Source organism: Limimaricola cinnabarinus (assembly GCF_002723615.1).
Lineage (GTDB): Bacteria > Pseudomonadota > Alphaproteobacteria > Rhodobacterales > Rhodobacteraceae > Limimaricola > Limimaricola cinnabarinus_B.
On sequence record NZ_KZ304952.1, the window covers coordinates 237993 to 264803 of the forward strand.

Here is a 26811-nt window from a genome sequence, read left to right on the forward strand (position 1 = left end):
ACATGGAATTCGGCATCTGCTTCAAGGGCTTCGTCGAGCCCGAACGCGCCAAGGCTCTGGTCCGTCAGGCCGAGAACGCGGGCTTCGACTATTGCTGGTTCTACGACAGCCACATCCTGTGGCGCGAAAGCTTCGTCGCCATGGCGATGTGCATGGAGCACACCACCCGCATGCGCTTCGGCCCTCTGGTGACCAACCCCAATTCGCGCGAATGGTCGGTCGCGGCCTCGCTCTTCGGCTCGCTCGCCAAGCAGTCAGGCGGCCGCTTCGACATCGGGCTGGGGCGTGGCGACAGCGCGGTGCGCGTCATGGGCAAGAAGCCGTCCACGCTGAAGCGCCTCGAGGAGTTCACCCATGTGGTGAAGGCGCTCATTCGTGGCGAGGAGGTGCAATACGGCGAATGCCCCGAGCCGGTGAAGTTCCCCTGGGCCGACGGCTACGAGCTGCCCGTCTGGATCGGCGCCTATGGCCCCAAGGCGCTGGCCTCCGCCGGCCGCGTCGGCGACGGCGTGGTGCTGCAGATCGCCGAGCCCAAGATCGTCAAGTGGCTGGCCGACCAGGCCAAGACCGCGGGTACCGAGGCCGGGCTCGACATGTCGAACTACAAGGTGATGGCCGCCGCCCCCGCCCATACCGGGCCGATCGACGAGGCGATCGAGAAGGTGAAGTGGTTCCCCGCCATGGTCGGCAACCACGTCGCCGACATCGTCGAGAAATACGGCAGCGACAGCGATCAGGTGCCCTCCTCGCTCACCTCCTACATCGAGAACCGCAAGGGCTACGACTACTCCAAGCACGGCCAGAGCGATAACCCCTATCTCGACTTCATCACCGAGGACATCATCAAGAGCTTCTGCGTGCTGGGCACGCCCGAGGAGCACATCACCAAGATCCGCGAGCTCGAAGAGGCGGGCACCACGCAGTTCAACATCTATCTCGACAGCGGCGACGAGGAGAAGATCATCGCCGATTACGGCGACACGGTGATCCCGGCCTTCCGCGAGAAGGCGGACAACGTCACCAAGCTGAAGGCCGTCTCCTAAAGCTCTCCCTGCGCAAAGACGCCCACCGGCGGGCAGCCCACCCTGCCCGCCGGAAAGGCCCGCCTCCGCTGGTCTCGCCTTTGCAGTTGTGCAATAGGGCGTGAAGATCGACCTATACGAGGGGCTCAACGGCTCATGGCACGCATGGCAGGCTCGAAGCCCAGGACCCGGATCCAGCGCAAGAACACCGAGCAGATCCTCGGCGCGGCGCTCGAGGTCTTTGCCCAGCACGGCTCGTCCGGCGCCTCGATCAACCTGATCGCCAAGACCGCCGGGCTCACCACGCCGAACCTTCTTTATTATTTCGAGAGCAAGGACGCGATCCGCCAGGAGCTTCTGGCGCGCACGCTTCAGCTTTGGATGGCACCCTTGAACATGCTCAGCCCGCATGGCGAGCCGGTCGAGGAGATCTGCCAGTACATCCGGCGCAAGCTCGACATCTCGAAGAACTTTTCCAAGGAAAGCAAGTTCTTCGCCAACGAGATCCTGAGCGGGCTGCCGCAGTCCAAGAACGAGATCTTCGGCCCGCTGAAGGAGCTCTACAGCGCCAAGATCGCGGTGCTGGAGGACTGGATCCGCGCGGGCCGCATCGCCCCCGTCGATCCGCATCACCTGCTCTACTCGATCTGGGCGACGACCCAGCACTATGCCGATTTCGACGTGCAGATCGAGCAGATCGCGCCGGAAAAGGCGAAAGACCGCTTTGCCGACGCCGAGGCCTTCCTGATCGAGATGTATCGAAAGCTGCTCGTCACTTGAGCGTTGCGGCGGCGGTCACGCCCCGCCGCAGGGTCCGAACCGACACGCGCTCGCGCCGCATCTCAACCGGTCGCGCTGGCCCCCCGGTAAAGGCGCACCGCCTCGTCCTCCACGATCGCCACATCCGCAAAGCACAGCGGCGCGCCGGCCCGCACGGGCCGCGCCAGTCGCACCCCTTGGGCGAGCCCGATGGGAAGAACGTCACGATCTCGGGCGTGCTCGGCGGGCATGACCTGCCCGTGGACGGTGTAGCCCCCCTCCCCGTCAAGGGTTTCGCCCACCGCCAGGTCCCGCTTGGCCACCGCCGCGACGCTGGCGGCGAAACGCCGCGTGGTGCCGGTCGGCTCATGGCGCAGCGCAGCCGACAGCACCGAAACCGACAGCTCCAACCCGATCATGTGGAAGGGCCGGTACATGGCGGCGAAACGTCCCGTCGCATCCGTCGGCAGGCCGTATTGGCGAAAGCAGGCCGCGGCATAATCGTTCGGCGCCTCGATCACCACATAGACGCCCCAGCGCAGATCGCGGAAGACGGGCCGCCCGTCGCGTTCGAGGCTCGAGACCACCTCGACCATGCCGCTCCGTTCCAGCACGCCGCCCAGCGCGCGGGGGCGCAGGACATGCGCGAGATCGTCCGCGCCGCAGGGCGGGAAGGCCAGTCCCTGTTCGGGAACCGCGAGGCCGGTGGCATTGGCGATGGCCGCGGCCTCGATCGCGCTCTTGGTGCCGTCGAGAAAGGAGTTGAACATCTGCGGGTTCATGCCCGCCCGGCGCGCCTCTTCGGCGGTGAGCCCGTAATGGTCCCAGACATCGTCGGGGGTCACCTGATGATAGCCCGGCAGATATTTCGTGCCCTTTCCGGCCGCGACGACCCCGAAGCCGCTGGCCCGCGCCCAATCGACCATCTCGCAGACCAGCGCAGGCTGATCGCCGTAAGCCATGGAGTAGACCACCCCCGCCTCGGCCGCGCGGTGCGCAAGCGCCGGCCCGGCCAACACGTCCGCCTCGACATTCACCATGACCACGTGCTTGCCGGCCGCGATGGCGGCAAGCGCATGGGCGATGCCGGCGCGCGGATGCCCCGTGGCCTCGATCACCACCTCGACCTCGTCCAGCGCCGCGAGGGCGCGGCCATCATCGACAAAGCGCGTCGCCGCGATGCGCGCCTCGTCCCAGCCGACCTCGGCGCAGGCCGACCTTGCCCGCCCAGGGTCGAGATCGGCGATCGCCGCCACCTCCAGCCCCTCGATGCCAGGCACTTGGCTGAGGAACATCGAACCGAACTTGCCCGCCCCGATCAGCCCGGCCCGCACCGGCCTGCCCTCCGCCGCGCGCGCGGCGCAAAGTGTCGTCAGATTCATGTCGGCCTCCCTCTCCTGCCCCGAAAGGAGCGGATCGGGCGGCGCGGGTCCAGAGGCATCGCGCCGGACCGGGCCAAAGGGCCGGGTTTTCAGGGCCGTCTTTTCAGGGCCGCCGTCACCTCGACCTCGACGACGAATTGCTGCCGGGCGAAGCCCGACACGATCATCAGCGTCAAGGCCGCAAGCCGGGGAGGCCGTCGTGATCGGAACACCGGCCGGGCCAAGACTGGCCACGTGGCCTGTCCGATCTGGGCGGCTAGATCATCAGCCCCCCGTGCCTTGTGAACGCCTTTTTCACCGATTGAGGCAAGGTGGCCATGATGAGCCGCAGGTTCAACGGCGCGCGGTCGCGCAGATCGCACAGCAGGGCCAACCGGTCAGAAAGGTGTCGCTCGGGGTCGGCCCGCATTCGATCGATGCCTGTCCGTCTTCGGGAACCTCGGCCAGCATGGGGTCGAAGTCATCCTCGTGAATGCGCGCCAGGCCGAGAACGTGCCGCCGGAAGACCGAACTGAGCGGCGCCGGCTGGTGGCGGCAACCGCGCGCCTACGGCCACTTGGGCGAAAGTTTCCGGCCCGAAGGCGGGATCGCCGCGGTGCGGTCCCCTCTCCGGCAGCATGTCCGGCAGTCCGATCATGCGCCTGCTGACGAAAGGAAAGCGCGGCCGGGACGTCCGGCGCCGCGCCTTCCCCGCGGCACGCGTGCCGCTTCAGCCTTCCTGCCCCTCGCCGGAGCCGCCGGTCGCCGCATCGTCGACCTGCTTGAGCCGCAGCGCCTGAGTCCGGCCATCCTTGGCCTCGCCGAAGAAGATCGTCTGGTGCGGGAAGGGAATCTCGATCCCGCGCGCGTCGAAGATGCGCTTGAGGATGCCGTTATAGGCGCGGCCCAGCCCCCATTGCGTGCCCGGCACGGTCTTGATCCGCGCCCGCACCACCACGGCGCTGTCGCCGAAGCTGTTGACGCCGAACCACTCCATCTCGCCCATGATGTTGGCGCGCTGCTCGGGATCGGCCTTCAGCTCGTCGAAGGCGTCGAACATCGCCTGCTTCGCCTCTTCCACGTCCTCGCGGTAGGCGATCCCCATGTCGCAGACGAAATACGAGAAATCGCGCATGAAGTTCGACACCATGTCGACGCTGGAGAAGGGGATGATGTGGAAGGTGCCCTGCACGTCGCGCAAGGACACCGAGCGCACGGTCAGCTTCTCGACCACGCCGGTCGTGCCGCCGACGGTGACCACGTCGCCCACGTTCATCGCGTTCTCGAACTGGATGAAGACGCCGGTGATGATGTCCTGCACCAGCTTTTGCGCACCAAAGCCGATGGCGAGGCCCAGCACACCGGCCGAGGCCAGAAGCGGGCCGATGTCGAGGCCGATCTCGGCCAGAGCGAACATCAGGGTGAAGATCAGCAGCGCGATGGCGAAGGCGTTGCGCAGCAGCGTCAGCAAGGTGGTCTCGCGCGAGGTCGGGATCTTGCCGACCTCGGGGTTGAGCCGGTAGTCGATCCAGCTGTTGACCGCGAGCCAGATCAGCGCCGCCACCAAGAGGATCAGCGCCACCGAGATAACGCGGCCCGAGGCTTCGAGCCCGACCGGCGAGGCGAACCAGCCGCCGAGATCGTAAAGCCCGATCACGTCGAGCGTGTAGATGACCACCGCCAGCGTCACCACGAGCCGCAGCGCGATCAGCACCTTGGGCACGATCGCGTTGAGGCGCGGCTCGAGCAGCGGCAGCTTGGTCCGCATCTCGGCGGGCAGCACGATGCCATGACGCAGCGCGCGGCCGATCGCGCCGATGATCAGAGATCCGATCAGCGCCGCGGCCAGCACCTTGCCCGAGGCGATCAGATGGCCCGCCACCACATCGGCGGAGCGCGAGATCACCATCACGAACATGAAGGCCAGGTAGGTCAGCGCGAACCAGTGCCATGTCCGGGTCAGCGTGCCCAGCGGGCCGCCGAGCTGCTGGCGCGCCGGCGCTGCGGGTGCTGCGGGCGCTGCGGGCGCTGCCGCATATGATGTGCCGGTGGCCGACACGGGCGCGCCCGGCAGGCCATCGGGGGCGTCCTGCTCGTCCTCGACCCTGTCGGCCATCAGGCGGCGGGCGATCCAGTTGGCGACATCGTCGCGATGCCGGAACACCAGCACCACCAGGTAGATCAGGATGAAGACCGAAAGCAGCGCCGAGACGCCGAGGCCCGCGGCGAAGGAGATGTTGCGGTTGACCAGCGGCAGCACCAGAAGCTGGCCATAGCCCAGCACGCTCACCACCACGTTCACGTGCCGGTTCAGCCGCAGCGCGGCGCTGTTGGACAGGTTGACCAGCCGCAGGCCACCGGTGGCGGGCGAGACGATGGCGCGGATCGCCACCTTGACCAGCTCGACCAGCAAGAAGGCGTTGAGATAGAGCGCCTGACGGAACCCGACCTCCGCATATTCCCCCAGCGCCATCAGCGATATGGCATACCCCAGCGCCCAGGCCGCGACGACCACCGCCGCGTCGAGCAGGGTCGAGCCCACGAAGATGAAGATCGTGCGCAGGAAATTGGCGTGCGCGGCGCGCTCGCCCATCCGCTGGAAGACCGGCTTCATCAGCGCCCGCAGCACCATCCAGACCGCCACCGTGATGACGATCACCAGGATCAGGCTCTGGAAGGTCTCCCACAGCACCGGCAGGTCGAGCCCGGCGAGACCGCCCAGAAGATTGCCATTGCCCGAAAAGCTGCGGATGACCTGATCGGTCTGCGCGGCCAGCCCTTCGGCGATGTCCTGGGTGATCTGGGCGATGCGCGTTCCGATCGATACGCGCGGTTCGATCGCCGGCACCGCTTCGGCGGTCGCCTCGATCTCGCCGAGCGGCCCCGCCTCGGTGGTCACGCGTTCCAGCTCCGCGATCAGCGCCTCCCGCGCGGTTTCATCGCGCAGCACCTCGAGCAGGCCGGTGAGCGGCCCCGCCCCGGCTTCCGCCGCGACCTCTTCGGAGGCCACCGATTGAGCAGGCAGGATCTGGGCCATGGCCTGCTGCGGCAGGCCGAGGATCAATCCCAGCAACAGAGCCGCAACTTGTATCAATTGAACAAAGGGTCGTGGCATCGACGGCCTTCCTTCTGGGCGTTCGAGCGGGCCCAGGCACCGTCAGGCGGCCGGGCGGCGGGCATTGCGATCGGATTGCCCGGATATCGGGCACCCCGGTTCCTCGTGCGCCCATAGCAGGAGCACGAGACCGTTTCGGAAACAGTGCCTATCGCGGCATCGGGGATGAAGGAAGGGGGATACAACGGTGAAATCCCTGTCACTTCACGACGCGGAATGCCTCTGCATGGCATCATCGGGCCTGGTCTTGGCAGGAATGAGCCAGCACCCCATGGATTTTCGGGCGGAACGCGGAGCTGTCGCGGGGCGGCATCCACACGACCGTCACGACCGCGTCAGACCGCCCGAGGCGCCGGGCGAACGCGCTTCGGAGCCGTTGATAGGCTCCTCATACTCCCGTTCTTCCATAGGCCGAAAGATGTGAGATTGGCCGCGAACGGCCAGAGGGCCGACCGAAGTGACGGCAACCGCTCTTTCCCCTTTTGCCGTCAGGTTCCAGCCAAGGCAACGTCACCTCGCAGCCGCCGAACGGTTTCGCGCAGTCCTTGCAGAACGCGCGCCATCGCGGCGATGTCGATATCACCCTCATCACGCAGCGCCGCGAGATCCGCATGCGCCCGTGCGGTTTGCTTGCGCGCAAGCGTACCGCGCAATTTCTGGCTGCAGGTGTCGATGCTGCGTGCCGTCCTATCGAGCGCGTGACGCACGCGCGACATGTCGTCCTGGCGGCGCAGCAGCGACAGCGCGGCATCCACGCCATCAACAAAGTTCCATGCATGCCGCGAGGTCAGCAAAAGCCTTAAGGTTTCCTTAAGGAATCGAGACGAACCGCACGGCTTTCACGACCGCGCCGATGCGCGGCCGGATTGAGGAGAACATCACTTGGTCTTTACCATCGGAACCTTGGTCCTCGTCAGCTTCGCGGTCTCACTGATGGCACTCGTGGTGCTGATCTGGGCGATTTCGCGCAGCGATCTGCAGCTCGATCAGCATGATGCCGACACCATCTTCGAGGCAGAGGCGCGCCCCGCCGGCTTCGACGATCCCAGCGAGCGCACCGAAGACACGCGCAGCCCGATCGGCATCGGGGGAGAGGATCTTCATCCGGCCGCCTCGCGACAGGCGGTCCTCTTTATGCTCGGCATGGCAACGCTGTGGCTCGTGATCGGTTCCGTCTTCGGGCTGATGGCCTCCTTCAAGCTGCACATGCCCGATTGGCTCAACGATTGGGCGCCGCTCACCTTCGGTCGGGTCCGCACCATGCACCTGAACCTCGTGGCCTATGGCTGGGCGACGGCGGGCGGCGTCGGGCTGGCGCTGTGGCTCATCCCGACGATCTTCGGCACGCATCTGCGCCTGCCGCGCCTCGCGCTCCTGGGTGGGGTGCTGCTCAACATCGCGGTCGCGGGCGGCGTCACGGCGATCGGCAGCGGCTGGACCGACGGGCTGGAATGGCTCGAGATCCCCTGGCAGTTCGACATCCTGTTCGCCATCGGCGCGCTGTGTCTCGTGGTGCCGCTCCTCGCCACGGCGCGCCACCGGCAGGTGCACCATATCTATGTCACGGGCTGGTACTATCTCGGCGCGATGATCTGGTTTCCGGTCCTGTTCGTCGTGGCGAACATCCCCGGGCTTCATGTCGGCGCGCAGCAGGCCGCGGTGAACTGGTGGTTCGCGCACAACGTGCTGGGGCTGTGGCTCACGCCTCTGGGCGTCGGCGCCGCCTATTACCTGCTGCCGCGAATCATCGGCAAGCCGATCTACTCCTACCGCCTGTCGCTCGTCGGGTTCTGGGCGCTGGCGCTGTTTTACAGCCAGGTCGGCATCCATCACCTGATCGGCGGCCCGATCCCCACCTGGGTGGTGACGCTGTCGGTGGTGCAATCGGTCATGATGTTCATTCCGGTCATCGCCGTGGCGATCAACCAGCACCCGCTGTGGATGGGCAACCTCTCCGCCTTCCGCGCCTCGGTGCCGCTGCGCTTCGTCGCGATCGGGGCGCTGCTCTACACCGCCGCCTCGTTCCAGGGTTCGCTGGAGGCGCTGCGCTCGATGAACTCGGTCACGCATTTCACCCATTACACGGTGGGCCACGCCCATCTGGGCGCCTATGGCTTCGTCTCCCTCGTGCTGTTCGGCGGCTTCTACTACGTGGTGCCGCGCCTGCTCGGGCGGGTCTGGCCCATGTCCTGGCTGATGCATGCGCATTTCTGGTTGGTGACGGTGGGCTTCGCGATCTACTTCGTCTCGCTGTCGATCGGCGGCTGGCTGCAGGGCCAGGCGATGCTCGATCCCGCGCGCGATTTCCTCGCCAGCATGGAGCTGACAATTCCCTATCTCACCGGACGCTCGATCGGCGGCACCCTGATGCTGCTGGGTCACTTCGCCTTTGCCATCAACCTCGTCGCGATCCTCGCCGGTCGCGGTGCCGAGCGCATGCCGCTGGCGGCCGCACCGCAGCCCGGCGAATGAGGAGACAGTCATGAACCGCGCCCTCCCGCTGATCCTGCTGGCCACCACCATCCTGGTCTTCGCCACCGTGTTTCTCGTGATCCTGCCGGCCGGCCAGATCCGCTCGGCGGCGATTCCCGAGGGGCTCGAGCCCTACGACGCCGCCGAGACGCGCGGACGCGCGCAATATGTGAGCCTGGGCTGCGTCTACTGCCATTCCCAGCAGCCCCGCGCGCCCGAACAGGCCCCCGACACGGCGCGCGGCTGGGGGCGGCCCTCGACCGCCTCGGACTATGCCTTCGACAGCCCGCACCTGCTCGGCACCATGCGGACCGGCCCGGACCTGCTCAACATCGGCGCCCGCATGCCCAGCCGCGCATGGCAGCTGACGCATCTCTACCAGCCGCGCGCGATCCACCCGACCTCGATCATGCCGAGCTACCCCTTCCTGTTCGAGACCAAGCCCGAGGCCGCGGCGGGCGACGTGCTGGTGCAGCTGCCCCCCGAGTACCGGCCCGAAGACGGCAGCGTGGTCGTGGCGCGCCCCGAGGCCCTCGATCTCGTGGCCTATCTCGTCGGGCTCGACCGGACCTACCCGGCGGCCACGCCCGACCTGCGCGACAATGGCTATGCCGAAGCACGCGAAGGAGAGGCCGAATGAGCGGCAAGAACGAGCACCCGGAAGATTTCGGCACCGGCGCGCGCGATCTCCAAGAGCATTTCGAGCCGCACGAGCTGAAGAACCCGATCCCGTGGCCCCTGATCGCGATCGCGGCGACGCTGGCGATCTGGGGCGGGGCGACGCTGCTGTTCGACGCCCGCGCGACCACAACGGGGCGGGATGCGCTGCTGGCCCAGGGGCGGCCCGAGATGACGCCGTCCCTCGTCGAGACCGCGGCGCAGGAGGGCGACGCGGCCGCCGCGCGAAGCGCCGCCCTCTATGACAGCTACTGCGCCACCTGCCACCAGACCAACGGCGCCGGGGTGCGCGGCGCGGTGCCGCCGCTCGACGGGTCGGAATACGTGCTGGCCGACGCCGCGCTGCCGGTATCGATCCTGCTGCGCGGCCTTTCGGGCCCGATCGTGGTCGATGGCGAGGTCTATGACGCGCGGATGCCGACCTGGCACGCCACGCTGGGGGACGAGGAGATCGCCGGCATCGTCACGCATGTGCGCGGCGCATGGTCGAACGATGCGGGCCCGGTATCCGCCGAGCAGGTCGCGGCCACCCGCGCGGCCCTCTCGGCCGAGCTCGATCGCCCCTGGGCCGGAGGCGCCGAGCTGTTCGACGCCTTCGGCGAGTTCTCCGAGACCATGGCCGATGACCAGCCCGAGGAGCCGCGCGCCCAATGACACGTTTCACCCCCCTACTCTTCGCACTCGCCGCCCTGGGCACCGCCGCGACGGCGCAGGAGCGCATCGAAACCGCCCCCGTCGAAACGGCCGACGCCTTCGCGCAGGCCGCCCGGTCGGCGACCGGCCTGCCCGACCCGCTGCCGCTGGTGGCCGGCATCGAGGCCGCCGACAATGGCGTCTGGGCCTGCGCCTCCTGCCATGGCGACCAGGGCCAGGGCACGCAGAACGTGCCGCGCCTCGCGGGGCTTCCGGCCGGCTACATCGCAAAGCAGCTGCATGATTACCGCGAGGGCACGCGCGAGGACGGCAACATGCGCTTCGTCGCCGACCAGCTTTCGGAAGACGAGATACTCGCCCTCGCGCTCTATTACGAAAAGCTCGACACCGCCCCCTCTTCGCGCGCCGAACTTGGCGGCGATCTCGAGCGCGGCCGGAAGCTGGCGCTGCGCGGCGACTGGGAAGTCGACCTGCCCTCCTGCTTTTCCTGCCATGGCGGGTCGGGCTGGGGCGTCGGCCAGTCCTTTCCGCCGATCGCCGGGCAACAGCCGGCCTATACCCATGAGCAACTCGCCGCGTGGCAGGGGGAAACCCGGCGCAACTCGCCGCTGGGGCTGATGCATTCGGTGGCCCGCTCGATGTCGGACGCCGACATGCGCGCGGTGGCCGACTACCTCGCCACGCTGCCGCCCCCGCAGCCCGCCGATACCTCGCGCTGACAGGAAGGTCCGCAATGTCCGACAAGCAGGAAGACACGAAAACCGGGCGCAGCGTCCACCGCTGGCTTTATGCCGGGCTCGGGGCGCTGGCGCTCACCTTGGGCGGAACCTATTTCTACCGGACCGAGCTGATGGACCGGATCATGGGTACGGCGGAGGTCACCGCCGAGGCCGACGAGGCCGCGGCCCTGATGCGCAGCGCGCGCGAGGCGCTGCTCGATACGGCGGCGCGGATGCGGACGGACGAGGCAGGGCTGGCCGACCTGGCCATACCCACTGATGCGAAGGGGGATTTCGCGCCGCCTCTCGAAAGCGAGATTCCAGACGGCCCCTATGGCGAATCCATCCGCCGGGGGCGGGAGATCTTTCTCAACCCCGGCTCCAACGCCGCCGAGTATGTCGGCAATTCCATGGCCTGCGCCAATTGCCATCTCGATGCCGGGCGTCGCGCCGATGCCGCACCGATGTGGGCGGCCGCGGTGAGCTATCCGGCCTGGCGCGGCAAGAACGAGATGATCAACACCATGGAGGACCGCATTCGCGGCTGCTTCACCTATTCGATGAATGCCGCCGCCAGCCCTGCCGGCACCCCGCCGCCCAGCGGCGATGCGATCTACAAGGATCTCGAGGCCTATTTCCACTGGCTCGCCACCGGCGCGCCGAACGGGGTCGAGCTGCCCGGCGCGGGCTACCCGGTGCCCGAAAAGCCCGAGGCCGGCTATGACAGGACCCGCGGCGCCGAGGTGTTCGAGGCGAAGTGCGCGGTCTGTCACGGCGATGACGGCCAGGGCCAGCAGGACCAGACCGGGCGCTACGTCTTTCCGCCCCTCTGGGGCCCGGACAGCTACAACTGGGGCGCCGGGATGCATCGCGTCAACACGGCGGCGGGCTTCATCTTCGCCAACATGCCGCTCGGCCAGCCCTTCTCGCTCACCCCGCAGGAGGCATGGGACGTCGCGGCCTATATCAACAGCCACGAGCGGCCGGCCGATCCGCGGCAGCCGCAGCAGGGCCTGAGCGTGGCCGAGGCGGACGAGAAGTACCACAATCACCCGGGCTATTACGGCGACGAGGTGGACGGTGAGGTGATCGGCGCCGGCGTGACGGGCGACCCCACGCTGACCCCGGCCGCCACCGGAACCGTGATCCCGCAGCGGTGACCTCGTGACCTCCGCCCGGCCCGCCGATTTCGATCCCGCCCGCGTCGCCGATGTCGATCGCGCCGTCCTGGGCATCGACGGGCTGTGGTGCCCCAGCTGCGCCGCCGCCGTGACGCGCGCGATCTCGGGCCTGCCGGGCATCCGGCAGGCCCAGGTCTCCTATGCCAGCGCCTCGGCGGCGCTGTCATGGGAGCCGGGGGCCGACCTGCGGGCGGTGGCGCGCCGGGTCGCGGCGATGGGCTACCGGCTGACCGCGCCCACCCAAGGCGACGAGATGGAGCAGCGCATCACCGCCGAGATGCGGCGCACCGCGGTGCGCCTCGCGGTCTGTGTGGGCCTCGGCATGTGGACCATGGCGTTCTCTATCCTGCTCTACGTCGATCCCGACGGCATCTCCTCCGGGCCGATCGGCCGGGCGCTCTCGCTCGCGGCGGGAGCGGCGGCGCTGCCGGTGGTGGCATGGGCCGGTGCGCCGATCCTGCTGGCGGGCTGGCGCACCGCGCGGGTCGGCGCCCCCGGCATGGACAGCCTGGTCGGGCTGGGCGTGATCGGGGCGATAGCCGCCTCCGTCTGGTCGCTGGCGACGGGCGGTCACCATGTCTGGTTCGACACGGCGGTGATGCTGGTGACCCTGCTGACCTTCGGCCGGCTGGTCGAGATGAACACGCTGCGGCAGGCCGGGCGGTCCATCGCGGCCCTGCGCAGCGCCCTGCCCGAGACCGCGCGCCCCGTCGGACCGGATGGGCAGGCCCGCGAAGTGAGGGCCGAGACGGTGGCGGCCGGAACGCGGATCCGCGTGGCCGCGGGCGAGCGGGTGCCGCTCGACGGCGTGCTGCTGACCGGGCCGAGCCGCTTCGACAGCGCGATCCTGACCGGCGAGGCCGCACCGCGCCGGATCGCCTCGGGCGAAATGGTGGAAGCGGGCTTCGTGAACCTGGCCCGCGTCGTGGAGATCGAGGTCACCGCCGAGATCGGCGCCCGGCGGATCGACCGGATGGGGCTGGACATCGCCACCGCGCTGCACGACCGCCCCGAGATGCATCGGCTGAGCGACCGCATGGCGCGGCTGATGGTGCCGCTGGCGCTGTCGCTGGCGATGCTCTCCCTCGCCGGCGCGCTTTTCGCCGGGCTCGGCTACGAAGAGGCAGGTCTCAGGGCGCTGTCCGTTCTCGTCATCGCCTGCCCCTGCGCCGTCGCCATAGCGGCGCCGCTGTCCCATCTGGCGGCGGTGCAGCTCGCCGCGAGCGAGAAGATACATTTCCGCAGCCCGACCGCCACCGAGGAGCTCGGTGCGGTCGGGCGCGTGCTGTTCGACAAGACCGGCACCCTGACCACGGGCCGACCGGTGCTGCGCGCGGTCACGCTGCGCCCCGGGCTGGACCGCGCGCGGGCGTTGGCGCTCGCCGCCGCCGCGGAGAACGAGGTCGTCCACCCGGTCGCGCGTGCCCTGCGCGAAGCGGCGCCGCACCATCTCCTGCCCGAGGCGAGCGAGCGCTTCGACGACGGCGTCGCGGCGCGGGTCGCGGGGCATGATGTCCTGCTCGGCAGCCAGGGCTTCTTCCGCGCACGCGGCATCGCGGTGCCCGAGGCCGAGGATCACGCGGAGGCGACGGTCGCGCATATGGCGCTGGACGGCGTCTGGGCCGCCCGCTTCGATCTCGGCGATGCGTTGCGGCCGGATGCGGCCGAGACGCTGGGCCAGCTGCGCGCGCAGGGGCTGGAGATCGGCATCCTGAGCGGCGACGCCGCAGCCCCCTGCGCCCGGATCGGCGCGCGGGTCGGCCTCGCCGCCTCGGAAATCCGCGCGGGCTGCACGCCCGAGGACAAGGCCGCCTTCGTGGCCGAAGGCGCGAAACCGACCGCCTTCATGGGCGACGGGGTCAATGATGCGCTCGCGATCACCCGCGCCGATGTCGGCATCGCGGCGGGAGACGCCTCCCCCGCCACCATCGCGCTTGCCGATGTGGTGATTGCCCGGGGCGGCATTCCGGCGGTGGCCCGCGCGATTGCGATCTCGCGCCGCGCGCGGGCGGTGCTACGCCAGAATCTCGTCTTCTCGGTGATCTACAACCTGCTGGGCCTCGGCCTGGCCGTGTTCGGCGCGGTCCCCCCGCTTGCAGCAGCCGTAGCGATGGCCGCCAGTTCACTGATGGTCATGGCCAATTCGGCGCGGCTTCGCCTGCAGGCCTAGGTGCCGTCAGGCGGACAAGAGCCGTCATACCGATCCGCCGTAATGGCCGCGCCTGGAAAGAAGACTGTCTCGCTGCTGCCGCGCGAAACGAGATCCTGCGGGCAACCCGGCGCTTGGGCCGAACGCTCTGGAAGACATGGACCGGCGATCACGTCGGAAGTCGGGTCGAGGCTGTGATGAACTGCATAAAGCTCTTCGGCGAAAGGATCATGTCACGAGATCCCGATCGCCAGACCGCCGAAATCCAGATCCGCATCGCCATCATGAACCACTTCTCGGCCCTCGGACGGGCCGAGATCGAAGCCGTTTGCTGAAGAATGACGGGTCAGGGTGCAGTCATGCTCGCGGCTGCTATGCGCAACAACGCCCACCGCGGAGCAGCTGCACCGTATCGCGCAGACCCTGCAGCACGCGCGCCAGCGTAGGGGCGTCAAGGCTGCTCCTCTCGCGGCGTAGCGCCACAAGATCGGCATGGGCCTGCGCCGTCTGCCTTCGCGCCAGAGAGCTGCGCACCTTCTGGCTGCAGGTGTCGATGCTGCGTGCCGCCGTATCGAGCGCGTGATGCACGCGCGACATGTCGTCCTGGCGGCGCAGCAGCGACAGCACCGCATCCACGTCGGCGATGCTGCGCGAGATGGTGAGATTGTCGTGTTGAATGATGGTCTTGTTGGTCATGGTCATGGTCATGGTCGTTTCCGGTTGGGAGGGGCCTCACATGGATCTCATGGGGCCGCGCTCCGGTAATGTCTGGATGCCCGACAGCGCATCTCGGCGGATGGCCGGCGCTGCGGGTGATGTTCGTGATGGAGAGCATTGCCCGCGGCCTGCCCCTGCCGGGCAGCCATGCGGCGCTGTCATCTCCTCAGGCGGGGCGCCGGGTGTGACATCAGATCGGGCGCCGATCTCGCGCCGGGATGGCGAAAGACGTCACGGCATTGACCCTGATGGAGCGAGGCCTTGCCCGCCCTTCCTGCGCATGCACATGGCGGCGGAATATCGGGACGGACAGAGTCCGAACCCGCGGTGAAACCCAGCATCTGATGAGACCGAGAGAATGGTGCCCGGGGGCGGAATCGAACCACCGACACGAGGATTTTCAATCCACTGCTCTACCCCTGAGCTACCCGGGCACGGGGATGAAGGCGAAGCCCTCATCGGGTGTGGGCGTTCTAGGCGAGGCGTCGGGGGGTGTCCAGAGGCATTCGTGCGAAAATCCGATCGCGTCAGTGCTTTCGCGACGGCAACTCTTCGGCGGCGCGCGCGGCCTCCTCGATAGCCCGCTCGGCATCCTCGGGATCGCGCGAGGGGACGGCGTAGCCGCCGCCCAGCCAGCGGCCGAGATCTATGTCCGCGCAGCGCTTCGAGCAGAAGGGGCGATAGGCCTGCACCGTTTCCTTGTTGCAGATCGGGCAGGCCATCACAGCCGCTCCAGAAGCCGCACGAGGCCCGGGCGCTCGCGCTTGCGCTGCAGCTCGAACAGCCCCATCGGGCTCCAGCCGACGAGCGAGGTCTCGACCGGGTCGTTGCGGAACGAGGCGCGCAGCGATTGTTCGAGCTGCTTGCGATGCGCCTTGGACATCGGCGCGAAATCGACCACGATCTGACCGCCAAGCCCCCGAAGACGCAGCGCGCGCGGCAGCGCGCGGGCGGCGGCGAGATTGGCCTTGAGCGCGGCGGCGGGGCTGGTGTCGCCGCCGGTGTTGACGTCGATGGCGACCAGCGCGCGGGTCGGCTCGACGAAGATCGACCCCTCGCCCGTCGCCACGCGCGCACTTTTCAAAGCCTCGACCTGATCGAGCACGCCCTCGCGCTCGAAGCCGCCGGGCTCGGTCGTCACGTCATCGGCCACCCAGTCGCGCCAGGCGAGCAGATGCGGCCCGTCGCCTTCGGTCAGCGCCTCGGGCTCGGCCCCCTCGGCATCCTCGCTCACCGCCTGGGCCAGGCCGCGCATGGAGGCGATGTCCTCGGCGATGTCATCCTCGGACGCTCCCTCGCAGACCGAGCGCAGGATCAGGCCGAAGCCCTCGGGCGCGCCCTCCATCCCCTCTTCGGCGAGGATGCGCAGGCGCGCGCGCTCTTCCTCATCGGCGATGCGGCGCGAGATGTTGAGCCCCGGCGCGCCGGGGGTGACGATGGCGTAGCGGCTCTTGAACAGGACCCGGTCGGTCAGCGGCACGGCCTTGCCGTCCTCGGCGATGCCGGTGACCTGCACCAGAAGCGCCTGGCCGGGGCGCAGCCCCTTGCCCTGGCGCAGGAAGCCGGTGCCGCCCTCGGGCAGGCGCACCATCATGCCGCCCTGCCCCTTCAGCGGCCGGTCGCAGATCGCGCGAAAGATCGCGCCGGGGCGCGGCGCGTCGCCCTCCTCGATCAGCAGGTCGTCGAGTTGCCCGTCGACCATGAGCGCGGCGGCCTCGCGGTCGCCGATATGGTCGAGGACGATGCGGCGTCCCTTCATGCGAAATCTCCGTGCAGGGGGTAACCGGCCGCCATCAGCAGCCCGGCGGTCTCCGAGAGCGGCAGGCCGACGACACCGGTGAAGGAGCCGTTGATCCACGGGATGAAAGCCCCCGCCGGCCCCTGAATGGCATAGCCGCCGGCCTTGCCCTGCCAATCACCCGTGGCGAGATAGGTGTTGACCTCGGGGTTCGACAGCCGCTTCATCCTGACCGCCGTCTCGACCTCGCGCGCCCAGATCCGGTCGCCGCGCCGCACGGCGACGGCGGTGATGACCGTGTGGCGGCGGCCCGACAGCAGGTGCAGGAAGCGCGCCGCCTCGGCGGCGTCGGCGGGCTTGCCCATGATGCGGCGGCCGAGCGCCACGGTGGTGTCGGCGCACAAAAGCACCTCGCCCCCGTCCAACGCGACGGCGCGCGATTTCTGTTCGGCGATGCGCCGCGCATAGGCGCGCGGCAGCTCGCCACGATGCGGGGTCTCGTCGATGTCGGGGGGGCGGACATCATCCGGCTTGACGCCGATCTGTGCCAGCAGGTCGCGGCGGCGCGGCGAGGCCGAGCCGAGGATCAGCCTCAGCCCGTTCTCGGGCGGCAGCGCGCTCATCGAAGCGTCAGCGGAAGCGATAGTTGATCCGACCCTTGGTCAGATCATAGGGGGTCATCTCGACCTGCACCTTGTCGCCGGCGAGGACGCGAATCCGGTTCTTGCGAAGCTTGCCTGCCGTATGCGCGATGATCTCATGGCCGTTTTCCAGCTCGACCCTGAACGTCGCATTCGGCAGGAGTTCCTTCACGACACCGGGAAATTCGAGCAGTTCTTCCTTGGCCATGGTCTCTCCGTACAGTGGTACCCGCGACACACGCGGGCCATGGCTGACAGATGCGCTTCCGCGACCGAAATTTCAAGTGCAAAGAGGCCGCGATCCGGCAAAGCCGCGCGACATCCGAAAGAGCGTCGCTGCGCAGGCCGGACGAGGCAATCAAAAATTCGTGGCTTTGACGGGGAACGCGGCGCGAGGTGCGCCGTTGTACCGCCGAAGAGATCTACAAACGGGAGACGATCCATGACCACGAGCATGAAAAAGCTGCTTCTGTCGACGGCGCTGACCTTTCCGATGGCCGCCGGCGTGCAGGCTCAGACCGCCGATGCGACCTGCTCCGACCTCGAACTGCTGCTGACGGATCGCATGGCCGAGGGCGTGCCCGCCGATGCGCCCATGACCGAGGACGAGATCGCCGCGCTGATCGAAGCGCAGGACGATGCTCAGTGCGCGGTCGCCTATGTCGAGCTTGAGCGCGTCGTCGCCGTCGAGGGCGAGGCCGCCACGGCCGAAGCCGAGGCCCAGCTGGCCGAAACCGAAACCGCCACGGTGCGCCTCGAGGACGAGGTGGTGATCGAAGGCATGGTCTATCTCGAGCAGGGCCAGCCCTCCGTCGCCGTCGAATCCGGCCAGACCGACGTGATGGTGGCGAACTCCACCCCCGACGTGACCGTGACCGAAGGCCAGCCCGAGATCCTGATCCGTCAGGCCCCGGCGACCATCTCCATGGACATGCCGCAGCCGACCATCCGCATCGAGCAGCCGGCACCCGAGATCATCGTCACCATGCCCGATCCGACCGTCGACGTGGCCAACACCCAGCCGCAGGTCGAGATCCGTCAGGCCGATCCGGTCGTGACCGTGACCCAGGCGCGCCCGCAGGTCGATCTCGAGCTGGGCCGTGCGCCCGAAGGCTCGGAAGGCGGCATCCAGGTGACCGACCGCGCCACCGGCGAGACCTTCGCCACCGGCACGCCCGGTGAGGCCCGCGCCGTCGAGAACGCCGAGGTGCAGCTGACCACCGTCGAGCCGACCGTGACCTACGAGGAAAGCCGCGACGGCCAGAACGCCAACGTCTCCGTGCAGCGCGCCGAGCCGAACATCCGCTTCGAGAACGCCGAGCCGGTGATCGAATTCAACCAGTCGGGCGAGCCGCAGATCGAGATGGTGCAGACCGGCGAGCCGGTGGTGACCATCAACGAAGCTACGATGGAAGCGCAGGACGAGGCCGCGCTCGAGACCGAGGCCGAGCCCGCCGCCGCGCTCGACACGGCGCAGCTGGAAGAGGAGCAGAGCCTCGAAGCCGAGGTCGAGGGTGAAGTCGCCGAAGGCGCGCTCGCCGTCGAGAACGCCGCCGACGCCGTCGAAGGCGAGGTCGCCGAGATCGGCAACGAGATCGGCACCGAGGTGGAGCAGGCCGAAACCGAGATGGAAGTTGTCGAGGCCGAGACCGCCGAGATGACCGAGACGGCCACCATCGGGCGCACCGGCCCCATGGTCGAGCGTGAAGGCTTCGCCATGGTTCCGGCCAACGAGATCGCCGTCACCGACCTCGAAGGGTCGACCGTCTATGGCATCAATGACGAGCGCATCGGCGACATCGGCGACATCATGATCGACGACCAGGGCAGCATCCAGCAGGTCATCGTCGAAGTCGGCGGTTTCCTCGGCATCGGCGAAAAGCCGGTCGCGATCCCCTTCGAGCAGATGAGCGTCCTGCGCTCGGAAGCCGGTGAGGTCCGCGTCTTCATCGAAGCCACCGAGGAGCAGCTCGAATCCATGCAGGAAGTCCCGCAGTAAGAGGTTCTCTCCCGAATACGAAGGCCGCCCCCCGGGGCGGCCTTTTCGTTTTGCGGACCCTGCCGCGGCGCAGGCTAGCGGCGCGGCGGCCCCCAGCGGCCGATCAGCCGCTCGACGATCATGTCGCGCGTCTGCCGGTAGCTCCTGAGCCGCTCCTCGCGCCCTTCCCCGAGGCCGGTCGGATCGAGCACGGGCCAGTATTCGACATCGAGGTGATAGCAGCTCGTCAGGTCGAGCGCGCGCCTCTGACTGGCCGGAGACAGCGCCAGCACGAGGTCGAAGGACGAGAGGTCGTCGCCCCAATCATGCATCTCGTCGAAGCTGCGCGAGCGGTGGCGGTGCAGCTCCACGCCGATCTCGGCGCAGACCGCGATGGCGAAGCCGTCGATCTCGAGATCGTTCTTCACGCCGACCGACTGGATGTAGCAGTCGGTGCCGTAGAACTTCTTCATGATCCCCTCCGCCATGGGCGAGCGGACGGCGTTGTGGTCGCAGCAGAACAGGACCGATTGCGGAAGTGGCTGCGCTGTTGCGGCCAATTCCACCTCAGGCCCCGAAATGCAGCACGCAGATGAGGGTGAAGAGCCGGCGCGCCGTATCGGTATCGACCTCGGCCTTGCCCTCGAGCCGCTCCTGCAGCACCCGCGCGCCCTCGTTGTGGATGCCGCGCCGCGCCATGTCGATCGTCTCGATCTGGCTCGGCGGCAGCGTCTTCACCGCGTCGTAATAGCTTTCGCAGATCTGGAAGTAATCCTTCACCACCTGCCGGAACGGCCCGAGCGAAAGGTGAAACTCAGCCGCGTGCTCCCCCTGCGCGGTCGCCACGTCGAAGACCAGCCGCCTTTCGCGGATCGCGAGGCCGAGATGATAGGGCCCGGCATCGCGGCCCGGCAGGCAGAAGCTGTTCTCCTCGAGCAGGTCGAACACCGCGACGCGGCGCTCCTGCTCGATCTCGGGCGTCGGCGCGGGCTGGCCCGCGTCGTCGAGGCGGATCTCGGCGATGCGGGTCATGCGTCCGCTCCGATTTGTTCCGCTTCCCAGTCGGCGTAACTTTGCCCAGTTTCAGATCGCTTCCATTTCGTGCGGCCGTTCGAAGGACGTCCCAAGACGACCGCCGCAGCTGCAGATGGACTGGAGAAAGCATAGTGCTCAGTAAATATGGCTTTGTCGCCTTCTACCTTCAAAATGCCCAACTGGCATAATTGAGCATGCAGCTTTGCATAAGACGCAACATGCCCACCTTGCCCAACCCAACGAGGTCGCGCTTCTGATCCTTGCCTTACAATAAATTCTGCACCCTCCAATCGGGCAGTGGCCACAATCCCCACTTGAGGTGCCGAAAGGGAGAAACATATTGGAGGTGTTGATGCGTCTGTGGTCTCGCTACCATAGCGCGCCGAACGCTTCTGAACTTGCAGCAAATCTATCCCCAGAGCGGGCAAAACCATACGTAAGGTTTCTATGAATTCTTCCATATTGGCTTGGCCTGCTTCCGACAGGCTTGAGCGGGGTGGCGTGTTCCCATTTTCGAGCCGTACCTGCGCGGCTTCACGGGCAATTTCCACCAATCTAGACTCAAGATACTTCACATGAGCTTTGTGAAGGCTATCAGAACTTGTGGTGATCATGACCACGTTGCTCCACCACTCCTTCTTTGCATCATGGCTTCTAATGCGCTCAGAGATGCTTTCGCCCTCTCCCACATAAGCAATTCTGCCATCCTCGTCGTCACCGAGGAGCAGATAAACTCCAGTATACTTTGCTTCCGGACGCTCCAAAGCCTCTCTCAACTGGATACGCGGAGCACTTAAGATATGACCAGTCCAGTTGAATACTTCGGCGGTTAGAAGGCCGTCCGGCCGCCCATCGACAAAATACAGTTCGAGAGAACGCCCTTGGCTCATGCCTCCCCCCGGTTCAGCTTTTCAAGCCGCGCGGTGAGCGACAGCCCGTGCGCCTCGAGGCTTTCGGCCCGCGCGAGCCGCGCGCCGGCGGGGCCGATCGCGGCCAGTGCCGCGGGCGTCATCTTCGACAATGTGGTGCGCTTCAGAAAATCCATCACCGAAAGCCCAGAGGAAAACCGCGCCGAGCGTGCCGTGGGCAGGACGTGGTTGGGTCCGGAAATGTAGTCACCGATCGCCTCCGGCGTCCAGTGCCCCAAAAAGATCGCGCCCGCATGGGTGATTTTCTCCGACAAGGCCTCGGGATCGGCGACGCAGAGCTCCAGATGCTCGGCGGCGACCCGGTCGGCGAGCCGCGCCGCCTCGTCGAGATCGCGCACCGTGACGATGGCGCCGAAATCGCGCCAGCTCGCCCCGGCGATGGCGCGGCGCTCCAGCGTCTCAAGCCGCGCCTCGACCGCCGCCGCCACCTTGTCGCCGAACGCCGCATCATCGGTGATCAGGATCGACTGCGCGCTCTCGTCATGCTCGGCCTGTGACAGAAGGTCGAGCGCGATCCAGTCGGGATCGTTGTCGGCATCGGCGATGACGAGGATCTCGGAAGGCCCCGCGATCATGTCGATGCCGACCCGGCCGAAGACCCGGCGCTTGGCGGCGGCGACGAAGGCGTTGCCCGGGCCGGTGATCTTGTCGACCGGCGCGACCGTTTCGGTGCCATAGGCCAGCGCCGCGATCGCCTGCGCGCCGCCCAGCCGGTAGATCTCATCCACCCCGGCGATGCGGCAGGCCATCAGCACCAGCGGGTTGGCGACACCGTCGGGTGTCGGCACGGTGACGGCAAGCCGCTCGACGCCGGCCACCTTGGCCGGCACCGCGTTCATCAGCACCGAGGAGGGATAGGAGGCAAGCCCGCCCGGCACGTAGAGCCCCGCCGCCGAGACGGGCGTCCAGCGCCAGCCGAGCATCGCGCCGGTCTCGTCGGTCCAGCTCTCGTCGCGGGGCATCTGCCGGGCGTGATAGGCGCGGATGCGTTCGGCGGCGAGTTCCAGCGCCGCGCGATCCTCCTCCGACACCTTAGCGCATTCCGCCTCGATCTCCTCAGGCGAAAACCGCAGCCGCTCCGCCGGAAGCGTCAGCCGGTCGAAGCGCGAGGTATAATCGACCAGCGCCAGATCGCCGCGCGCGCGCACATCCGCGATGATCGCGGCCACGGCGTCGTCCACATCGGGGCTGTCCTCGCGCTTCATGGTCAAAAGCGCGGAAAAGCGGGTCTCGAAATCGGTATCGGTGCTGGACAGGCGGTGCGGCATGGCGGTCTCCTTCGGGGATCGGGCATAGACCTGCCCGCCCCCCTGCTCAACCGTCCAGTTGCCGCAAGCCGCCCGCGCCGGTCACTCCGGGTGCTTCGGCGCCTTGCCCGAGGGCGCGCCGTAAGGCCGGGTCACGTCGCGCAGGATCACCTCCAGCGCCTCGACATCCACGGCGATCTCGCCATCGCCCGCGAGGATCAGCCGCAGCGTTCCGGCCCCGTCCTCGCCCGGCTCGAAGACCAGCGCGAGGATCGACAGCACCGTGTCGCGGTCCTTGGGGTCGAGCCCCTGGCTGCGCACCGCCATCACGTTCTCGATGCACAGCACCGCCTGCACGCGCTCGGCCTCGCGCGTGGTGGCGGGGTCTTCCCAGCGAAAGCGGTTGAGCAGCAGGCCGAAGCGCCGCTCGCTCTTGCGCCAGGACATCTCGGAGGCGGGCAGGACCGAATCCTGCACCAGCGCCGAGATCACCTGCACGTCGTCGCCGTCGAGCGCCTTGAGGCGCAAGGGGCGCTGCGCGCCCTCCTCGAATGTCGCGTCGCGCATCTCGCTCATTCCGTCACCCTCTCGATCTTCGCCCCCACCGCGCCGAGCTTTTCCTCGACATGCTCATAGCCGCGATCGAGGTGATAGACGCGGCTCACCATCGTCTCGCCCTCGGCCGCCAGCCCGGCGAGGATCAGCGACACGCTCGCCCGCAGGTCGGTCGCCATCACCCGCGCGCCCTTGAGCTTGTCGACGCCGGTGACGGTGGCATGGCCGCCCTGCACGTCGATCCGCGCGCCCATGCGCACCAGTTCGGGCGCATGCATGAAGCGGTTCTCGAAGATCTTCTCCTCGAGCCGCGAGGTGCCCTGCGCGGTGCAGAGCATCGCCATCATCTGCGCCTGCAGATCGGTCGGAAAGCCGGGGAAGGGCTCGGTCGTCACGTCGACCGCGCGCGGCCGGTCGCCGCGCAGCCGCACCTTGAGACCGGCTTCGGTCTCGGTCACGTCGATGCCCGCCGCGTCGAGCTTCTCGCAAAAGGCGCCGATCAGTTCGAGCTTGCCGCCGAGGCATTCGACCTCGCCGCCGGTGAAGGCCGGCGCCAGCATGTAGGTGCCAAGCTCGATCCGGTCGGTGACGACGCGGTGCGTCGCGGCGCCCAGCCGGTCGACGCCCTGCACCTCGATGGTCGATGTGCCCTCGCCCTCGATCTGCGCGCCCATCGCCCGCAGGCAGCGGGCGAGATCGACGATCTCGGGCTCGCGCGCGGCGTTCTCGATCACCGTGCCGCCGCGCGCCAGCGTCGCGGCCATCAGCACGTTCTCGGTCGCGCCCACGGAGGCAAAGCGCAGCGGCACGCGCCCGCCCCGAAGCCCGCCGCGCGCCAGCGCGTGCAGGTAGCCGTCCTTCAGCTCGATCTCCGCGCCCAGCGCGGTCAGCGCCTCGATGTGGATGTCCATGGGGCGCGCGCCGATGGCGCAGCCGCCCGGCAGCGAGACCTCCGCCTCATGCGCGCGCGCCAGGAGCGGCCCGAGCACGAGGTTCGAGGCGCGCATCTTGCGCACGATCTCGTAATCGGCCCGGGTCGAGGCGAGATCATGCGTCGACATGGCGATGACCTTGCCGCCCTGCATCGACGAGACCTCGGCCCCGAGCGATTCCAGCAGCTGCGTCATGGTGCGGATGTCCGACAGGCGCGGCGCGTTGGTGAGCGTCAGCGGCTCTTCGGAGAGCAGCGTGGCGGGCATCAGCGCGAGGCAGGCGTTCTTGGCGCCGGCGATCGGAATCTGGCCGCGCAGCTCGCTGCCGCCGCGTACGATGATCGAATCCATGCCTGCTACTCTTTCTCTTGCTCGTCATCGGCGTCCGCATCGCGCGCGCGGGCCTGAGCCTGCGCCTTGCGGCGGGCGATGTTGGCCTTGAGGGCCGCCTTGAGGCGGTCCTGGCGATCGGCCGCGCGGGGCGGGTCTTGACGGGGTGTCTTCATGCTAGCGCAGATAGCGTTCCCGCCCCATTGCGTCCAGTTCAAGGCGTTCGAAGTTCGGCTCTCGGCGGGCAATCGCAGGCCCTTGCGTCAATCTGCAGAATTTCCGCTTGCGCTCACCGCACAGACAAGTAAAAGCCCGCCCAGACGAGATGCTGCAGTAGCTCAGTGGTAGAGCACACCCTTGGTAAGGGTGAGGTCGAGAGTTCAATCCTCTCCTGCAGCACCATCTTCCCCCGACATCGAGCTTTCTGGCCCGCGCCCTCGCGCGGTGCATGCGCGCGGCCTTCGCGGAGGCCGGCGGCAGCCGAGGCCGTTTTCACCAGGAAAAAGGCCCCGCGCCAGTTGGGCGGGGGGCCTTTTCGTTCGTGGTGCCAGGCGCCGAAGGCTCAGCCCGCGTCGCCGATCCAGTCCCAGGGGCGGGTGAAGGCGCCCAGCGCCTTTGCGGCGTCGGCCTGTGTCGCTGTTCCGGTGCGGCGGATCTTGGCGACGAGGCCGCGGCGGCTGTCCTCGACCACCTCTGCCACCTCGGCGGCCACCCCGGCCGTGGCCAGGGCCTCGTCGTAGATGCGCGCGATCGCCAGCCTGCGCAGCGCCGGCTTGAAGATCTTGCCCACCGCCGTCTTCGGCAGCTCGGGCAGGATCTCGAGATGGCGCGGCCGCGCCGCCCGCTCGGGCACATGCTCGCGCGCGTAATCGAGCAGCGCCTCGTGGCTTACCTCGGCCCCCTCGACCAGTTCGACATAGACGCAAGGCACCTCGCCCGCATGGGCGTCGGGCTGGCCGATGGCGCCCGCGAAGGCGATGGCGGGATGGGCGGCGAGCGCCTCCTCGATCTCGGCGGGGTCGATGTTGTGGCCGCCGCGGATGATCAGGTCCTTGGCCCGGCCGGTGATCCAGACATAGCCGTCCGGGTCGATCCGCCCCAGATCGCCGGTGCGCAGGAATTCCTGCTCATGCTCGGCTCCGGGCCAGTAGAGATCCTTGTTCTTGGCCGGATCGGTATAGGTGCCGCCGCGCGACACGCCGGGGCTTGCCACGCAGATCTCGCCCACCGTGTCGGGCGGGCAGTCCTCGCCGCTGTTGGGATCGATGATGCGCACCCGCGTGTAGGGAAAGGGCACGCCCACGGAGCCCACCTTCTTTTCGCCGTCGGGCGGATTGATCGAGACGAGGCAGGTCGTCTCGGTCAGCCCGTAGCCCTCGCAGATGGTGACGCCCGCGGCCTCCTCGAAGCGCTTGTAAAGCTCCACCGGTAGCGGCGCCGAGCCCGAGAAGGCGAGGTTCAGCGTCGAGATGTCGGCATCGACGGGGCGCTGCATCAGCGCCGAGATCGCGGTCGGCACGGTGATCACGAAAGTGACCTTCCATCGCTCCACCAGCTTCCAGAAATTGTCGAACACCCCGTCGCCGCGATAGCCCGCAGGCGTGGGCAGGATCACATGCGCGCCCGAGGCCAGCGATGAGCCCATGATGACGATCGCGGCGAAGACGTGGAACATCGGCAAGGGGCAGATGATGTTGTCGCGGTCCGAGAACATCAGCCGCGCGCCGAGCCAGCCATTGTAGACGATGCCTGAATAGTAGTGCTGCGCCACCTTGGGCATGCCGGTGGTGCCGCCGGTATGGAACAGCGCCGCGACCCGGTCGCCTTCGCTGTCGGTAAAGGCGAGGCTGGTCGGGCGCTTGGCGATCTCGCGGTTGAAATCGAGCACGCGCGCCTTGTGGCGCACCTCGACCTTGGGCCGGATCAGCGGCACGATCAGCTTCTTCACCCCGGTCAGGTAGCGGTGCAGGTCGACCTCGAGCACCGTCTCGATATTGGGGGCAAGCGCCACCGCCTCGGCCGCCTTCTGCGCCACGTCGGTCTTGGGAAAGGCCTTGAGCGTGATCAACACCTTGGCGTTGGTCTGTCGCAGGATCGCGCCGATCTGGCCCGCATCGAGCAGCGGGTTGATCGGGTTGACCACGCCCGCGATCTGGCCGCCGAGATAGCTCAGGATCACCTCCGAGCAGTTGGGCAGAAGATAGGCCACCACGTCGGTCTCGCCGACGCCGAGCTCGCGCAGCAGGTTCGCGGTCTGGGCCGATTTCTCGTGCAGCTCGCGCCAGCTCAGCGTCTCGGCGCGGGCCTTGGGGTCCGACAGGAGCTGGAAGCTCAGCGCCGGGCGATCCGCAAACGCCTTGGCCGTCCGCTCCAGCAACCCATGGGTGGTCTTGGGCTGCCCCTGCGCCTCCCAGCTGCCCTCGGCCTCGATCGCCATGCAATCGACCTTGCCCGCAAAGCCCATTCCCGTTCCTCCCTGTCGGTTTCGTTCCTGTGCCGCGCGCGGCTCCATCCCTGCCCGGAGCATCGGGCCTGACCTTCGCGTCACGCAAGCATGACGCCGCGAAACCCCGGAGCGTGCAAGGGTTTTCCCGCCCAA

26 protein-coding genes, 2 tRNA genes and 1 pseudogene are annotated in these 26811 nt (G+C 67.9%); 11 read left to right on the plus strand and 18 right to left on the minus strand.

Features of this window, described 5'->3' with window-relative positions:
• Window positions 1–2: 2 nt before the first annotated feature.
• Both CJ301_RS04345 and CJ301_RS04350 read left to right on the plus strand, forming a co-directional pair.
• Window positions 3–1043 carry a TIGR03842 family LLM class F420-dependent oxidoreductase gene (locus tag CJ301_RS04345; RefSeq protein WP_099274670.1) on the plus strand — a complete coding sequence of 347 codons (1041 nt, stop codon included), beginning with the start codon at window positions 3–5 and terminating at the stop codon, window positions 1041–1043.
• A gap of 135 nt (window positions 1044–1178) precedes the next feature.
• Window positions 1179–1802: a TetR family transcriptional regulator C-terminal domain-containing protein gene (locus tag CJ301_RS04350; protein ID WP_099274672.1), complete on the plus strand. Its 624-nt coding sequence runs from the start codon at window positions 1179–1181 to the stop codon at window positions 1800–1802.
• Between the two features lie 62 nt (window positions 1803–1864).
• Here CJ301_RS04350 and CJ301_RS04355 read toward each other — a convergent pair whose 3' ends face one another.
• The 4 genes from CJ301_RS04355 to CJ301_RS04370 form a co-directional block, all read right to left on the minus strand.
• Window positions 1865–3163, minus strand: coding sequence for an NAD(P)H-dependent oxidoreductase (locus tag CJ301_RS04355; RefSeq protein ID WP_099274674.1), 1299 nt, complete (start codon window positions 3161–3163; stop codon window positions 1865–1867).
• A 256-nt stretch (window positions 3164–3419) separates the two neighbouring features.
• The gene (locus CJ301_RS18625; protein ID WP_162620415.1) at window positions 3420–3572 is read right to left on the minus strand and encodes a hypothetical protein; all 153 of its coding nucleotides are present in this window, start codon (window positions 3570–3572) and stop codon (window positions 3420–3422) included.
• 300 nt (window positions 3573–3872) lie between these two features.
• Window positions 3873–6257, minus strand: a complete 2385-nt coding sequence (locus CJ301_RS04365; RefSeq protein WP_099274676.1) for a mechanosensitive ion channel domain-containing protein — start codon at window positions 6255–6257, stop codon at window positions 3873–3875.
• Window positions 6258–6745: 488 nt separating this feature from the next.
• Window positions 6746–7051, minus strand: coding sequence for a hypothetical protein (locus tag CJ301_RS04370; protein ID WP_099274678.1), 306 nt, complete (start codon window positions 7049–7051; stop codon window positions 6746–6748).
• Between the two features lie 88 nt (window positions 7052–7139).
• On the opposite strand from CJ301_RS04370, the gene CJ301_RS04375 reads away from it, so the two are divergent.
• From CJ301_RS04375 to CJ301_RS04405, 7 genes and pseudogenes are all read left to right on the plus strand, one after another.
• On the plus strand, window positions 7140–8729 hold the full coding sequence (locus tag CJ301_RS04375) for a cbb3-type cytochrome c oxidase subunit I (protein ID WP_099274680.1): 1590 nt from the start codon (window positions 7140–7142) through the stop codon (window positions 8727–8729).
• A gap of 10 nt (window positions 8730–8739) precedes the next feature.
• Complete coding sequence (locus tag CJ301_RS04380) at window positions 8740–9369, plus strand: cbb3-type cytochrome c oxidase subunit II (RefSeq protein ID WP_099274682.1); 630 nt, start codon at window positions 8740–8742, stop codon at window positions 9367–9369.
• Window positions 9366–10061: a c-type cytochrome gene (locus CJ301_RS04385; protein WP_099274684.1), complete on the plus strand. Its 696-nt coding sequence runs from the start codon at window positions 9366–9368 to the stop codon at window positions 10059–10061. Before CJ301_RS04380 ends, CJ301_RS04385 begins: the two co-directional genes overlap by 4 nt.
• Window positions 10058–10780, plus strand: coding sequence for a c-type cytochrome (locus CJ301_RS04390; protein ID WP_099274686.1), 723 nt, complete (start codon window positions 10058–10060; stop codon window positions 10778–10780). The genes CJ301_RS04385 and CJ301_RS04390 overlap by 4 nt, the downstream gene beginning before the upstream one ends.
• A 14-nt stretch (window positions 10781–10794) precedes the next feature.
• Window positions 10795–11940, plus strand: a complete 1146-nt coding sequence (locus tag CJ301_RS04395) for a c-type cytochrome (RefSeq protein WP_216823242.1) — start codon at window positions 10795–10797, stop codon at window positions 11938–11940.
• Window positions 11941–11944: 4 nt separating this feature from the next.
• Complete coding sequence (locus CJ301_RS04400; protein ID WP_099274688.1) at window positions 11945–14131, plus strand: heavy metal translocating P-type ATPase; 2187 nt, start codon at window positions 11945–11947, stop codon at window positions 14129–14131.
• A 20-nt stretch (window positions 14132–14151) separates the two neighbouring features.
• A pseudogene (locus tag CJ301_RS04405) lies at window positions 14152–14445 on the plus strand (IS5/IS1182 family transposase); the annotation flags it as partial.
• A gap of 37 nt (window positions 14446–14482) precedes the next feature.
• Here CJ301_RS04405 and CJ301_RS04410 read toward each other — a convergent pair.
• The 6 genes from CJ301_RS04410 to infA all read right to left on the minus strand — a co-directional run bounded on the left by CJ301_RS04410 (window position 14483) and on the right by infA (window position 17414).
• The gene (locus CJ301_RS04410) at window positions 14483–14818 is read right to left on the minus strand and encodes a hypothetical protein (RefSeq protein WP_099274690.1); all 336 of its coding nucleotides are present in this window, start codon (window positions 14816–14818) and stop codon (window positions 14483–14485) included.
• A gap of 368 nt (window positions 14819–15186) precedes the next feature.
• A tRNA-Phe gene (locus CJ301_RS04415) sits at window positions 15187–15261 on the minus strand.
• A 93-nt stretch (window positions 15262–15354) separates the two neighbouring features.
• The gene (locus CJ301_RS04420; RefSeq protein ID WP_099274692.1) at window positions 15355–15549 is read right to left on the minus strand and encodes a DNA gyrase inhibitor YacG; all 195 of its coding nucleotides are present in this window, start codon (window positions 15547–15549) and stop codon (window positions 15355–15357) included.
• A complete protein-coding gene (locus CJ301_RS04425) occupies window positions 15549–16586 on the minus strand; it encodes a ribonuclease E/G (RefSeq protein ID WP_099274694.1) in 1038 nt (345 codons plus the stop codon). The genes CJ301_RS04420 and CJ301_RS04425 overlap by 1 nt, the downstream gene beginning before the upstream one ends.
• Entirely contained in the window at window positions 16583–17188 is a 606-nt protein-coding gene (locus CJ301_RS04430) for a Maf family protein (protein WP_099274696.1), read from the minus strand. The genes CJ301_RS04425 and CJ301_RS04430 overlap by 4 nt, the downstream gene beginning before the upstream one ends.
• Window positions 17189–17195: 7 nt before the next feature.
• Entirely contained in the window at window positions 17196–17414 is a 219-nt protein-coding gene (gene infA / locus CJ301_RS04435; protein WP_013384801.1) for a translation initiation factor IF-1, read from the minus strand.
• Window positions 17415–17660: 246 nt separating this feature from the next.
• Here infA and CJ301_RS04440 point away from each other — a divergent pair, with 246 nt between their 5' ends.
• Window positions 17661–19205 carry a PRC-barrel domain-containing protein gene (locus CJ301_RS04440; protein ID WP_162620416.1) on the plus strand — a complete coding sequence of 515 codons (1545 nt, stop codon included), beginning with the start codon at window positions 17661–17663 and terminating at the stop codon, window positions 19203–19205.
• Between the two features lie 74 nt (window positions 19206–19279).
• On the opposite strand, the gene CJ301_RS04445 is transcribed toward CJ301_RS04440, so the two are convergent.
• The 7 genes from CJ301_RS04445 to CJ301_RS18960 all read right to left on the minus strand — a co-directional run bounded on the left by CJ301_RS04445 (window position 19280) and on the right by CJ301_RS18960 (window position 24388).
• The gene (locus CJ301_RS04445) at window positions 19280–19750 is read right to left on the minus strand and encodes a low molecular weight phosphatase family protein (RefSeq protein WP_099274700.1); all 471 of its coding nucleotides are present in this window, start codon (window positions 19748–19750) and stop codon (window positions 19280–19282) included.
• 1 nt (window position 19751) lies between these two features.
• The gene (locus tag CJ301_RS04450; RefSeq protein ID WP_099274702.1) at window positions 19752–20216 is read right to left on the minus strand and encodes a UPF0262 family protein; all 465 of its coding nucleotides are present in this window, start codon (window positions 20214–20216) and stop codon (window positions 19752–19754) included.
• Window positions 20213–21109: a GIY-YIG nuclease family protein gene (locus CJ301_RS04455; protein ID WP_099274704.1), complete on the minus strand. Its 897-nt coding sequence runs from the start codon at window positions 21107–21109 to the stop codon at window positions 20213–20215. Before CJ301_RS04455 ends, CJ301_RS04450 begins: the two co-directional genes overlap by 4 nt.
• Complete coding sequence (hisD, locus tag CJ301_RS04460) at window positions 21106–22416, minus strand: histidinol dehydrogenase (protein WP_099274706.1); 1311 nt, start codon at window positions 22414–22416, stop codon at window positions 21106–21108. The genes CJ301_RS04455 and hisD overlap by 4 nt, the downstream gene beginning before the upstream one ends.
• Window positions 22417–22497: 81 nt before the next feature.
• Entirely contained in the window at window positions 22498–22971 is a 474-nt protein-coding gene (locus tag CJ301_RS04465; RefSeq protein WP_099274708.1) for a DUF2948 family protein, read from the minus strand.
• The gene (gene murA / locus CJ301_RS04470; RefSeq protein ID WP_099274710.1) at window positions 22968–24233 is read right to left on the minus strand and encodes a UDP-N-acetylglucosamine 1-carboxyvinyltransferase; all 1266 of its coding nucleotides are present in this window, start codon (window positions 24231–24233) and stop codon (window positions 22968–22970) included. The genes CJ301_RS04465 and murA overlap by 4 nt, the downstream gene beginning before the upstream one ends.
• A 5-nt stretch (window positions 24234–24238) precedes the next feature.
• Window positions 24239–24388 (minus strand): hypothetical protein, encoded by a 150-nt coding sequence (locus tag CJ301_RS18960; RefSeq protein ID WP_173812321.1) that lies wholly within the window; start codon window positions 24386–24388, stop codon window positions 24239–24241.
• Between the two features lie 151 nt (window positions 24389–24539).
• Between CJ301_RS18960 and CJ301_RS04475 the strand changes: the two genes are divergently transcribed.
• Window positions 24540–24614, plus strand: a tRNA-Thr gene (locus CJ301_RS04475).
• A gap of 160 nt (window positions 24615–24774) precedes the next feature.
• Here CJ301_RS04475 and CJ301_RS04480 read toward each other — a convergent pair.
• On the minus strand, window positions 24775–26676 hold the full coding sequence (locus CJ301_RS04480; protein WP_099274712.1) for an acyl-CoA synthetase: 1902 nt from the start codon (window positions 26674–26676) through the stop codon (window positions 24775–24777).
• Between the last annotated feature and the right edge of the window lie 135 nt (window positions 26677–26811).

Coding starts and splice junctions, on each gene's coding strand:
- CJ301_RS04345 (WP_099274670.1), top strand. CDS start 3: ATGGAATTCGGCATCTGCTTCAAGGGCTTCGTCGAGCCCGAACGCGCC.
- CJ301_RS04350 (WP_099274672.1), top strand. CDS start 1,179: ATGGCACGCATGGCAGGCTCGAAGCCCAGGACCCGGATCCAGCGCAAG.
- CJ301_RS04355 (WP_099274674.1), bottom strand. CDS start 3,163: ATGAATCTGACGACACTTTGCGCCGCGCGCGCGGCGGAGGGCAGGCCG.
- CJ301_RS18625 (WP_162620415.1), bottom strand. CDS start 3,572: ATGCGGGCCGACCCCGAGCGACACCTTTCTGACCGGTTGGCCCTGCTG.
- CJ301_RS04365 (WP_099274676.1), bottom strand. CDS start 6,257: ATGCCACGACCCTTTGTTCAATTGATACAAGTTGCGGCTCTGTTGCTG.
- CJ301_RS04380 (WP_099274682.1), top strand. CDS start 8,740: ATGAACCGCGCCCTCCCGCTGATCCTGCTGGCCACCACCATCCTGGTC.
- CJ301_RS04385 (WP_099274684.1), top strand. CDS start 9,366: ATGAGCGGCAAGAACGAGCACCCGGAAGATTTCGGCACCGGCGCGCGC.
- CJ301_RS04390 (WP_099274686.1), top strand. CDS start 10,058: ATGACACGTTTCACCCCCCTACTCTTCGCACTCGCCGCCCTGGGCACC.
- CJ301_RS04395 (WP_216823242.1), top strand. CDS start 10,795: ATGTCCGACAAGCAGGAAGACACGAAAACCGGGCGCAGCGTCCACCGC.
- CJ301_RS04410 (WP_099274690.1), bottom strand. CDS start 14,818: ATGACCATGACCATGACCAACAAGACCATCATTCAACACGACAATCTC.
- CJ301_RS04420 (WP_099274692.1), bottom strand. CDS start 15,549: ATGGCCTGCCCGATCTGCAACAAGGAAACGGTGCAGGCCTATCGCCCC.
- CJ301_RS04425 (WP_099274694.1), bottom strand. CDS start 16,586: ATGAAGGGACGCCGCATCGTCCTCGACCATATCGGCGACCGCGAGGCC.
- CJ301_RS04430 (WP_099274696.1), bottom strand. CDS start 17,188: ATGAGCGCGCTGCCGCCCGAGAACGGGCTGAGGCTGATCCTCGGCTCG.
- infA (WP_013384801.1), bottom strand. CDS start 17,414: ATGGCCAAGGAAGAACTGCTCGAATTTCCCGGTGTCGTGAAGGAACTC.
- CJ301_RS04440 (WP_162620416.1), top strand. CDS start 17,661: ATGAAAAAGCTGCTTCTGTCGACGGCGCTGACCTTTCCGATGGCCGCC.
- CJ301_RS04450 (WP_099274702.1), bottom strand. CDS start 20,216: ATGACCCGCATCGCCGAGATCCGCCTCGACGACGCGGGCCAGCCCGCG.
- CJ301_RS04455 (WP_099274704.1), bottom strand. CDS start 21,109: ATGAGCCAAGGGCGTTCTCTCGAACTGTATTTTGTCGATGGGCGGCCG.
- hisD (WP_099274706.1), bottom strand. CDS start 22,416: ATGCCGCACCGCCTGTCCAGCACCGATACCGATTTCGAGACCCGCTTT.
- CJ301_RS04465 (WP_099274708.1), bottom strand. CDS start 22,971: ATGAGCGAGATGCGCGACGCGACATTCGAGGAGGGCGCGCAGCGCCCC.
- murA (WP_099274710.1), bottom strand. CDS start 24,233: ATGGATTCGATCATCGTACGCGGCGGCAGCGAGCTGCGCGGCCAGATT.
- CJ301_RS18960 (WP_173812321.1), bottom strand. CDS start 24,388: ATGAAGACACCCCGTCAAGACCCGCCCCGCGCGGCCGATCGCCAGGAC.
- CJ301_RS04480 (WP_099274712.1), bottom strand. CDS start 26,676: ATGGGCTTTGCGGGCAAGGTCGATTGCATGGCGATCGAGGCCGAGGGC.